This window comes from Photorhabdus temperata, assembly GCF_025384845.1.
Classification (GTDB): domain Bacteria; phylum Pseudomonadota; class Gammaproteobacteria; order Enterobacterales; family Enterobacteriaceae; genus Photorhabdus; species Photorhabdus temperata.
Genome location: NZ_JAJAFX010000063.1, coordinates 1 through 11,759, shown reverse-complemented (window position 1 = coordinate 11,759; position 11,759 = coordinate 1). Strand labels below are relative to the sequence as shown.

Below are 11,759 nucleotides of genomic sequence, written 5' to 3'. Positions count from 1 at the left end.
CTGATAGCGTTACTTCATGTTCATATACATGTACCGAAAATCGACTTCTTGAGTACCGTTATCAATTTTTCCGCCGGGATATTCAACCCACTCGCCTTTCCCGTTAGTCACAGTGACCTTTGCCATTTTGGTTTCATCCAGCTTGGGCTTAAAGATAATTTTCCATTCCGCTCCTGGGGTTAATGTCAGTCGAAAGGAGCGCATTTTTAATACTTCACCTTGTAAAAATATGCGCTTCGGGAATCCCTCTACTAAGTCCAAAACAGGATAAATAACCGGGCTGTAATCAATGGTATTCAAGGCCGCGATTTCACTAATATTCGTCTGTACTGCGTCGTTGATAAAGGCAGTTAAACCTGTTCCCTCTGCCCTTGGATTCTGGATAGCATCTTCGACCAAGTGACGTACATCGGTATAGCCTACTGTCACGAAAGCCCGGTTGATTTTCCATTTGCACCGACCGCCACCATTGAAAGGTAATTTCGCCTGAAAGTAACCCGTTTGTGGATCGGCCTTTACTTTTAGGCGAAGCCCATTATAAGTCGGCACTTTAAAAGGTGACATATTGGAATCCAGACGATATTCAAGACAATCTTTTGAAATATACTCTGCGGATACATACGGTTGTGTGTATTTCGGGACAACCCCTTCTACCGTGATCCACTGATTCTCTTTAGGGGGAGAAAGCGGTGCATCTGGGTCAGCACAACCTGATATTAATGTGACTAACAAGGCTAATGAGTATTCCTGAATATTTATCATGATAAATTTTCCTCAACTCCTACAGAGGTGATACTATTTTATCTTCCAGTAGTCTATCGTTTGACGGCGGAGATCAATTCGTCCATCAGGGTATTCAACCCACTCTCCCTTCCCATTAGTTACAGTGATTTTAGGCATTTTAGTTTCATCCAGTTTAGGCTTATAGGTAATTTTCCATTCAGCGCCTGGTGTTAATCTTAACCTGAAGGGATACATACTAACCTCGCCTTGTAAGAATATCCGTTTCGGAAATCCCTCTACTATGTCTAAAACAGGGTAAATAACCGGGCTGAAATCAATGGTATTCAATGCCGCGATTTCGCTAATATTCGTCTGAACTGCGTCGTTGATAAAGGCAGTTAAACCTGTTCCCTCTGCCCTTGGATTCTGGATAGCATCTTCGACCAAGTGACGTACATCGGTATAGCCTACTGTCACAAAGGCTCGGTCAATTTTCCATTTACACCGGCCTCCTCCATTGAAAGGTAGTTTTGCCTGAAAGTGACCCGTTTGCGGATCAGCTTTTACATCCAGGCGTAGTCCGTTATAAGTCGGTACCTTAAAAGGCGACATATTGGAATCCAGACGATATTTAAGACAATCTTTTGAGATATATACAGCGGACACATACGGTTGCGTATATTTTGGTGCGATTCCTTCCACTGTGATCCACTGATTCTCTTTGGGGGGCGAAAGTGGTGCATCTGGGTCAGCACAACCGGATATTAATATGACTAACAAGACCAATGAGTATTCCTTAATATTTATCATGATAAATTTTCCTCGATCCCTACAGCGTTATCCACATAGCGTATTAAAGCCAATGGACCTTGTTTATCCTGTTGAGTACAAATCAATGTTTGTTTCAACTGATGATCTATCTGTAAAAATAATGCATCGCGTTGCCGAATGCCTGAAACAATATCAGTCCGTTCATTCAACGTTTTTTCAAATAATTGCTCCTGATCCCGGAAAAAATGGTATTTATCCGGCGAAATCAGTTCTGCCAGTCGTGCACCAATATAACGAACATAGTTCCTTGAACGGTGATCATGGAAACCCAAGGCATCCTTTTCGGTCGGATTCTCATTCAGCGGAAACCATTTAGCCTTATCTGCCTTACTTATCTGCTTAAAAAATCTTTTCTGAATCTCCCCTGCATCCTTCAGATTATTTTCCGTTTCACGGTTTAATGACGGAACTAAGTATAATTTTGTTTTAGTGGGTAAGGTCGTTCTGAGCCGCATATAGTTACTCGGATTACGCTCTTCCAACCATTCAATAACCAAATTGATTTTGCAAAAGTGCACTATTTTTCCGTGATGCAAGAAAACTTCACCACTGTTGGTAACATCCAGCAATTCAACAGGGCTGAACAAATAACCCAACGGTCCCCAACAATCATATAGCCAGTTATCCAGATTTTTTTCCGGCGGTAAAGAGGGGATCGGGTCATCTTCATTCACATGACGGTAATGGATGATATCCGCCAGTTCCCGTACTGCACTGAGGGTTAATACTCGTGGCATTCCATAGCTGTAAAAACACGGATCATATTCTTTCAGTTGCGCGCAATGCAGTAATGCCAGTGCACCACCCAAGCTGTGACCACAGACAAATAACCGTTTGCTTTTAACCAGCCTGATAATATCGGGAAATATTTCTTGATTCTTATCACTGGGAACTCTTAGCTTGCCAACCAGACTAAATGCCTCCCAGAACCCTGCATGCACTTTGCCACTGTGAATAAACCCGCTGCACAGAGCTTTTTCATCGCAATCTAACCCTAAAGGCTGATAGGTAGCATCGGTCAGGATATCCTCCTTGCTGGCTGTACCCCGCCAACTGACAATCACATCATTTTGACTGGCCACATAAAACAACTGAGTATCACCTCGCACCCCATCAATATTTGATGAATCAATAAACTCCACCCGGGTATAACGTTCACTAAACGGCACATCGTAAACCACAGGTGTTGCTGACAATTTCTCTACTTTATAGGGCAACGCTGAAACATCCACCATTTGCCGGTTGAAGAAATGAGTCACCGAGCCTTCAGTATCAACATCCCCGCCGGCATAAGCCAACACACTCATCAAACACTGGTTATACGCATTAACAATGGAATACTCTTTTTGATGATGTAGCTGCAAGACCCAGGCCCGAAACGGGCATATTTCCAATACATACCGTTGATTTAGTGGATGAACCGTGTAGCCACTTGGCTCCGGGTCTGGAAAATGATAGGGGGGTGGAATTTTTTTAGGGTCATTCCAATCATCAAGCACCGGCAACCCATCACTAATCTGCCCGATAGTCACATAATGATATTGATGACCTTCAGCTTCTGCTTTGGGCTTCACCATCGACGCCGCTTCACCGCGTATTTCCCGCAATGGGCGCTGTTCCATCTCATCGGCCAACGATTGGGCATGGATAGACAATATCACGGGATGAGCTGACAGGTTTTCTTCCCTGAGTACCCCGAAACCATCCGTTGTCCCCCGGCGCACATGATCCGGTAATCCCCAGCTTACCAAGCCATAAGGCGCATTGATTAGCGGTTTTCCCTGTTCATCCACCAACTGAAATTCCACCCAGTGTTTCAAACGCCTGCAATCAAGACATTCACGCGGATCTATTCTACTCATCAGTGTTGTTTCCTCTGCTCGTTATTAAATATAGGCACGTAAGCGATCAAAGTGGCTCCACACGAGGTTTTGATGCCTTCCAGAGCAAGCACCTGTTGATTGGTCCCAATTGCAGCCGAAGTGCCTTCCACAATGGTTTGATTCCCATCAGGAATTGAAATAATTGATCTCACCACCCTAAAAATAAGGTAGCAAAAATCCGATTACCACAGACAGAAAGCACAGCTCTATGCAGTGAGTAATGACAAATTGAACGACAGGAAGACAGCAATGTATCCCAATCGATTAATCCCTTTGAATAAAGGGAACAGAAGTTGAAATTCCTTTCATACCGATTATATGATGGAACTTAAAGTAATAATTATTAAACCTTGATCAAATAGCAAGCGTTTTTTATAAATTTACAAAAATATAAATTTGTAAGAAATTGTTACAAACGGTAAGAAAGCATTACAGACTCAGTATAAATTCAATTATCTTCAATCTAATAAACGATAAAACGGACAGTGACATACCATTTTTTCAGAAAAATAATCCACGATAGATAAAACAGCTTCTCATTCACTTAAATTCCGTCTAATCATCATTGCAACATAATAACACATTGATTTTTAATCAAAAAATATATTTATCCCAATTTACTATGATAACTAATAACGCTATCTGTTTAATTGTTTCACTAATGACCCATTCTTCATGAAATACCGGGGATAATGATATGACTATTTTGCCCAATCGATTGTATTCCGTTGTTGGCCGGTTTCCTGTCAGGCGTAAAAACGTCTTAATGTATCCTGACAAACGATGGCCGAGTGATTGCCGTACAGAGCATAATTTACACCGACAGTAATAGCCGGTTTTCAAGAAAGGTCATGGATGAAGGGAGAAGCCAAAATAAATGCCAATGAATTCTCATCCCCGTGGACACGAGGAACAGTATTTGAAGTCAATCGATTAATCCCTTTGAATAAGGGGAACGGGATTCGGAATTTCCTCTAATATTGCTCATATGACAGAACTTGAGCAATAATCATTAAACAATCACTAAATAGCAAGAAAAATTTTCATTTTTTTAATTCACGAAAAATAAATTAGTAAGAAAATGTTACAACCTCGATAGGGATTGAGTTATCGTTCCGTTGTTAACCGGTTTACTACCAAGAGTGAAAACTTTAATCATCAAAGGTAAAATACAATGATTAAGAATTTTTTAAAGCGGGTAAAAGATTCGATATTATACTGACTCTGGAAGAGAAAACATCATGAAAAACAGATTTTAAATTAAATAAATTGACTTTGATTTTAATACCATTGACACATTTATTACCCTCTCTGGTTTTAAACCTGAAAAATCGAATGTAGGAAAAGGAAAAAAGGAAAAACCTGAATATCAATTTAATGAAAATGGAAAAGTTTAAATACGAAGAAAGAAACGGAAAAAACGATAAGATTTATAAAAAAAGCTTAATGAAAACCATTCATTTTTTAGGTGTTTTCAATCGCCTTTTATCGGTGATTAACTCAGCTATCCGTCACATTTACCTAACCTGCCATGACCATTTAAAAGCACGAATACAGGGAGATTAAAGCCTTTAAATAAAAGGCGGATTTAACTCAATAAACGTACTTTTCAGAAGGATAGTAAATTGCGTTTAATCGAAATTCATTAACCAGTAAAAGAGAGTTGAAAAGAAATCAGCACATAAAAGAGTGCTAATGAAAGGATCAGTTATCTTATTTTCTATTTATGAGAAATATAATTACCTGAAAAACAAGCGGCTATAATAAAGACAAAATATCATTTTCAATTTAATATTTTACAACACGAAATTGATCTTATTGCAAAATAACGAAAACTTAACCGTATTTCTTCTTATTTCAAGCCGCAACAATAACAGGTTTAGAAATTCACGACAATGTTAGCCATCATGCGCTATCCAGTGGTCGGATATTGCTCATTGAGCATCTGCAAATAATCCGCACTGGTCAGGTTGCTAATATCATCGCCGTTTCCTAAATGTGTTTTCAGCCAATGAGTAATCTGTTCCTGTAATTTCCCTCGTGGCTTATCCAGCTTTATTGCCAGCTTACCGTGGTTTTCCCATAAATTATCACCAATCACAGATGCCATCCCTTGCAGGGCATAATCGGAATGATGCCAGGCATACAATAAATGACTATCCAGAACGAAGGGCTGTTCACTGCCACCTTTTCCGCAATTTTCAGGGCGTGAATAAATCTGGGGCTCAGGTGCATCAATCATTAACTCACTCACTGGCGTGAGAAATCCTGACCAATCGCTGATTATCATTGCCGGTAATAACTGATTGAGAATTCGGGGATCCATACTGCGCAAAATCACCGGCCTTTCACGCAATATCACCTGCTGGCGTGAACGCCAGTGATTAAGCTGTTGGGTCCATAAATCCTCACTGCGGTAAGCCCAGCCCCAACTGTTGTCGCTCAGGGTTTTGCTATCAAGCAGATGACCGATTACTGACAGATAGCCTGACCTGGGCTGAACCAGCCAGGGGCTTTGTGCCAGCAGGTGATCCATCGGTGTACCACTGTATAGCGGAAAAGCCTGTTCTACCCAGTCGTTTTTGTAAAAGCGACCGATTGGGTTAGGTTCTGCCAATGAATTGAGCATAAAGAAAACAGGCGGCTTATTAGGCGTAGTCAGCCATTGTTGCCAGTTTATGGAAGGGTTCATTCATCCTCCTGGTTATTGATAGTTAAATTAACATCCCTCTGGGCTTGTAAGGCACAAATCGGTTTGACTGGAGATTTTACACCAGGCAGCGGTTCTACTCCCTCTGGCAGTTGCAGAGACAAACCACGCCCGGCACCGGCAGAACCTTGCCCGACAGATAAATTCGGGGAAGTCAGAATACCGCCGGGAGTTAACCGGATAAAATGGCCGCCGATTTTTAAGGTAATTTCTGACGCCGCTTCCAGCACGATTTTACCGCCACTTTTCAGGTGCGTTTCCTGACCACTTTCAGCAACCAGTGCTTCCCCGGTCTGTAAATGCTGACTGCCGGTGATACGGTGCGACACATCCCCATCGGTACTGTATTTACCGGAGCCGGCGATTTTCCGGTGGTCATCAGCGCGGATTTCACTGTAACGGTTATTGTCGATCCGCTGTTTATGGTCGTGTTTGATGTGCCAGTAGGTATCATGCTGAATATGGGCGGTCAGATCTCTCTGTCCGTGCAGGTAAATCTCTTCCTGGTCTTTGGCATCCTCAAACCGCAATTCGTTAAAACCATCACCTTTGTGGGTCCGGGTTTTAAACGTGGTGCGGGTTTTCTCGGCGGGTAAATCCAGCGGTGGCCGGTTTAAGCCGTTGTAGGTGCAGCCGGTGACAATCGGCCGATCAATATCGCCGTTCAGATAGGAGACAATCACTTCCTGACCGATACGGGGAACCGCCATAAAACCGTAACCGCTGCCATTCCAGCCTTGTGCGAACCGTACCCAACAAGAGGCGTTTTCATCGGCCTTATCATAACGATCCCAGTGAAAATGGATGCGGATACAACCGTCTTCATTGACATAAATCTCTTCCCCTGCCGGGCCCACTACGGTAGCCGCTTCATCACCATCCGCCAGTGGTTTGTAGCGATATAGCGCTCGCCAGTCCTTATAGCCGGAAATAAAACTGAATTCATTATGCAGATAAGTCCCTGACTCCCCACTGGATTCTTGCAGTGCCTGCGGGCACTTGCCGTAATGATGAATGGTCACGATTTGCCAGCGGGTGTTCATGGCATCAACCGGATGTTCACTGAGATCAAAGATTTTACCGGGCATCAGTTTAAAACAGTTGCTTTGCCCGCTGCCTTCCTGACGTTGATTCTGAACGGCTTGCTGACGGCGCTGGACAAACGGTTTCGCCTCCGCGTCTTTCTGAAAACGGCCATAGCTTTCAAAGATCGAAAACAGGGTTTCTTGCCCCTCTACACGGGGATCGGTATTGGCCCGGTGTGTCAGGCGGTAAGCGGGGTTTTGAGGATTTCGGTCCTTATAGATCACCCGTTGCGGGGTCATGGAAACACCCAAACGCACTTGGTTGATCACATTCATTTCAGTGGCGACTTGTACCTGAGGATTGTAAACCAGCGGTAAATTGGCCGTCATGCCTAAGTGACTGTCACTGAAAAACAGTTTGTCGTCTTCAAACCAGAAATTCAGCCCTTCTTCGGCGACTAACCGGGCAAAAAAGTCATAATCGGACTCGCGCTTTTGCGTCACATACTCGCGTGTGTAATGAAACTCATTGAGTTGGGAATCGGCCAGAATATGGTGTTTTTTCAGCAAGCTTTTGAGAATTTTCGGGACGCTTTGCCGATGATAAATCCGGCTGTCCTGATTCAGGTTCATCCGCCAGAGCGCAGGCCGGACGGTGAGGTAATAAATTGTGCGGTGAGTATGGGTGTCACCCAGTACAGCCTGTGCAATAATGCCGCTGACCTGACGTTGCTCAACGCCATTGAAAACCACCCGGAATTTCACCGACTGTAATAACAGTGATTCCAGATCAATATCGGCCCGTTTACTAACCAGGGTTAAAGAGAGGGTAAACAGTTCGGATAATTCCTCCTGTAAAGAGAATTCAGCTACCGCAAATGTTTTCTCCGGCAAATCGGTAATTTGACAGAGAAAATGTAACCCATCGTTCATAAGGACTCCTTATTTTTAGTGTTAGTGTTTAGGTAAATGAATAATATGGCCTTAGCTAGGTTGGAACCTTATAAGGCGACATATCTGCATGAAGCTCATAATCAAGACAAGTTTTTGATTTATACACAGCAGACACATACGGCTCGGTGTATTTCGGCGCAATACCCTCCACCGTTATCCACGGCCCCTTTCCAGTAGATGAAAAAGGAAAAAGCCAGTTAAAAAAGGTATCACCCATTGACCAGTAAATAAAAGACAGCAATAACAATAACAACGAGACCTTTAGTATTTTCATACTGAGAGTTCCTGACTATCGCATTTCATATTTATCATGGTCAGTTTTCCTCGATACCTACAACGTTATCTGTATAGCGTGTGCCTATATATCCTATTTATTCTGCTTGAAGTAAATAAACAAGCAACTATTCCGGTGATATTACTTTATGTAACGGGTATCTACCATTTGAGTATCAGTTTCAATGTGTCCATCGGGATATTCAACCCATTCTCCCTTCCCGTCAGTCACAGTGATCTTTGGCATTTTGGTTTCATCCAGTTTAGGTTTAAAGGTGATTTTCCATTCCTCTCCTGGAGTTAATTTCAGCCGAAAAGGAAACAAATGCACCACACCCTGTAAAGAAATTCTTTTTGGCCGCCCTTCAACTATTTTCAACACAGGGTAAATAACCGGGCTGAAGTCTATCGTATTCAATGCACGAGTCTCAGAGGCTTCAGAATAATTTGTTCGCGCTGCATCGTTGATAAAGGCGGTTAGACCCGTTCCCCCATAGGGTATAGCATCTTTCACCAGGTGGCTAACATCGGTATAATCCACTGATACATAAGCCCGCTCAATTTTCCATTTGCACCAGCCTCCACCACTAAAAGGCAATTTTGTTTGAAAATAACCGGTTTGTGGATCAGCTTTTACCTCTGGGTAAAGCACATTATAGGTCGGGACCTTATGAGGGGACATACCCGCATCAAGCTCATAATCAAGACAAGTTTTTGATTTGTACATAGCCGACACATACGGCTCGGTGTATTTCGGCACAATACCCTCCACCGTTATCCACGGCCCCTTTCCAGTAGATGAAAAGGGGAAAAGCCAGTTAAAAAAGGTATCACTAAACGCCCAATAAATAAAAGACAGCAATAACAATAACAACGAAACCTTTAATATTTTCATACTGGGAGTTCCTTACTATCGCATTTCATATTTATCATGGTCAGTTTTCCTCGATACCTACAACGTTATCTGTATAGCGTGTGCCTATATATCCTATTTATTCTGCTTGAAGTGAATAAACAAGCAACTATTCCGGTGATATTACTTTATGTAACGGGTATCTACCATTTGAGTATCCGTTTCAATGTGTCCATCGGGATATTCAACCCATTCTCCCTTCCCGTCAGTCACCGTGACCTTCGGCATTTTGGTTTCATCCAGTTTAGGCTTAAAGGTAATTTTCCATTCTGCTCCTGGTGTTAATTTCAGCCGAAAAGGAAACAGACTCACCACACCCTGTAAGGAAACTCTTTTTGGCTGTCCTTCAACTATTCTCAACACAGGGTAAATAACCGGGCTGAAGTCTATCGTATTCAATGCACGAGTCTCAGAGGCTTCAGAATAATTTGTTCGCGCTGCATCGTTGATAAAGGCGGTTAGACCCGGTCCCCCATAGGGCACAGCATCTTTTACCAAATGACTAACATCGGTATAACCCACCGCCACAAACGCCCGATTGATTTTCCATTTGCACCAACCTCCGCCACTAAAAGGCAATTTCGCCTGAAAATAACCGGTTTGCGGATCGGCTTTGACATCCAAATCCAATCCATAATAAGTCGGTACTTTAAAAGGCGACATTCCTGCGTCCAACTGATACTCAAGACAGTTTTTTGATATATATTCCGCGGATACATACGGTCTTGTGTATTTCGGTACAACGCCTTCCACGGTAATCAACTGTTCTTTTCCAGCAGATGAAAAAGGAAAAAGCCAGTTGAAAAAGGTATCGCCTAACGCCCAGTAAATAAAATACGAAAGTAACAATAACAGCGTGATTTTTACTACTTTCATACTGAGAGTTCCTTACCATCGCAGTAATGTTGTAAGGCCAGTGTTCCTTGCTCTTCCTGCTGGCTCACGGTCAGTGACTTTATTAACTGTTTGTCCATATCCAGAAAATAGAGGTTACGGTAGTAAATATTATCAGGAATAAGCATCTTATCATTATCCATTTTTGCCTTAAATTGACGCTGACTGTCCTGATAGACCGTAATCTTATCCGGTTCGCATAACTCTCTGAGACGCTTATCAATATAACCGGCATATTTATACGAGCTATGATGAAGAAAGCCTAATCCCCCTTTTAAATCAGCACTTCTGTTTTCAACAAAAAGTTGGTCTTTTTCTTGTTGACTGAGTTGATTAAACAACGCATTTTGCTGCTCACCGGCCAGAGAAAAATCCTTTTCTGTTTCCGGGTTTAATTCAGGGATTAAATAGAGCTTTGTGGTGTTATTCAATATTTCTTTAGCCACGCCTGTTATAGGGGAGAGATTCCTGGCGGAAATCAGCCACTCCGGGCAACTGTTGGCTTGAAAAAAATGAACAACTTTACCATGATGCAAATAGATTTCTTGACTGGCAGTCGCTTGTTTAATGGCTTTAATAATCGGTGACGGAGACACTAGCTTAATTATTTCCCAGTCGTACCCCGCTGGCGCCCAGTAATTGAAAAAACCATTGTCCATATCCTGCTCAAAGGGCACAGCAGGAATGACATCATCTTCATTAACATGGCGATAGTGAATAATGGAAGACAACTCTTCTACCGCACTACGGGTTAATGTTCTCGGCATCCCGTAACTGTAGAAGCAAGGATTGTGTTCTTTCAGTTGTGCACTGTGCAGTAATGCCAATGCTCCCCCCAAGCTATGGCCGCAAATAAATAACCGTTTGTTTTTCACCAAATCTAAGATATCTCTGAATACTGTTATAGTTTTGGTTTTATCACTGGGAGCGATTAACTTTCCAACCAGACTAAATGCCTCCCAGAACCCTTTATGCACTTTGCCACTGTGAATAAACCCGCTGCACAGGGCTTTCTCATCGTCACAGCTCAAACTTAACGGCTGAAAGGTGAGATCAGTCAGGTAATTCTCCAGACTAATGGTACCCCGCCAGCTAACAAGAACATCACTTTTACTGGCTACATAAAACAGCCGGGTATCACCCTGTTTATCTGCCGTTTCTGAATCAATAAACTCTACCCGGGAATAACGTTCACTGAACGGCACATCATAAACCACAGGCGTGGCCGATGCCTTTTCTACCTGATAAGGCCGCTTCGAAACATCCATCATCTGCCGATTAAAAAAGTGAGTCACCGAGCCTTCAGTATCAACATCCCCGCCGGCATAAGCCAACACACTCATCAAACACTGGTTATGCGCATTAACAATGGAATACTCTTTTTGATGATGTAGCTGCAAGACCCAGGCCCGAAACGGGCATATTTCCAGTACATACCGTTGATTTAGTGGATGAACCGTGTAGCCACTTGGCTCCGGGTCTGGAAAATGATAGGGGGGTGGAATTTTTTTAGGGTCATACCAATCCTTAATCACCGGCAAACCATCACTAAT

At 42.7% G+C, this 11,759-nt stretch carries 8 protein-coding genes and 1 pseudogene; all 9 read right to left on the bottom strand.

The genetic code is table 11. The features are described from left to right. Positions 1 to 9: 9 nt before the first annotated feature. Entirely contained in the window at positions 10 to 762 is a 753-nt protein-coding gene (locus LGZ99_RS19410; protein WP_262979471.1) for a hypothetical protein, read from the bottom strand. 33 nt (positions 763 to 795) lie between these two features. Continuing rightward, on the bottom strand, positions 796 to 1,533 hold the full coding sequence (locus LGZ99_RS19405; protein ID WP_262979470.1) for a hypothetical protein: 738 nt from the start codon (positions 1,531 to 1,533) through the stop codon (positions 796 to 798). After that, complete coding sequence (locus tag LGZ99_RS19400) at positions 1,530 to 3,416, bottom strand: lipase family protein (RefSeq protein ID WP_036841349.1); 1,887 nt, start codon at positions 3,414 to 3,416, stop codon at positions 1,530 to 1,532. The genes LGZ99_RS19405 and LGZ99_RS19400 overlap by 4 nt, the downstream gene beginning before the upstream one ends. A 1,933-nt stretch (positions 3,417 to 5,349) precedes the next feature. Continuing rightward, positions 5,350 to 6,129 carry a DUF4123 domain-containing protein gene (locus LGZ99_RS19395; protein WP_262979469.1) on the bottom strand — a complete coding sequence of 260 codons (780 nt, stop codon included), beginning with the start codon at positions 6,127 to 6,129 and terminating at the stop codon, positions 5,350 to 5,352. Continuing rightward, on the bottom strand, positions 6,126 to 8,105 hold the full coding sequence (locus LGZ99_RS19390) for a type VI secretion system Vgr family protein (protein WP_390894042.1): 1,980 nt from the start codon (positions 8,103 to 8,105) through the stop codon (positions 6,126 to 6,128). Before LGZ99_RS19390 ends, LGZ99_RS19395 begins: the two co-directional genes overlap by 4 nt. A 58-nt stretch (positions 8,106 to 8,163) precedes the next feature. Beyond that, positions 8,164 to 8,343, bottom strand: a pseudogene (locus LGZ99_RS24905) (hypothetical protein); the annotation flags it as partial. A gap of 198 nt (positions 8,344 to 8,541) precedes the next feature. Then, positions 8,542 to 9,294: a hypothetical protein gene (locus LGZ99_RS19380; protein ID WP_046976431.1), complete on the bottom strand. Its 753-nt coding sequence runs from the start codon at positions 9,292 to 9,294 to the stop codon at positions 8,542 to 8,544. A 141-nt stretch (positions 9,295 to 9,435) separates the two neighbouring features. After that, positions 9,436 to 10,188, bottom strand: a complete 753-nt coding sequence (locus tag LGZ99_RS19375; RefSeq protein ID WP_262979467.1) for a hypothetical protein — start codon at positions 10,186 to 10,188, stop codon at positions 9,436 to 9,438. Continuing rightward, positions 10,185 to 11,759: lipase family protein (locus LGZ99_RS19370; protein WP_262979466.1), on the bottom strand; the 1,575-nt coding region annotated here is incomplete at its 5' end. The genes LGZ99_RS19370 and LGZ99_RS19375, both read right to left, overlap by 4 nt.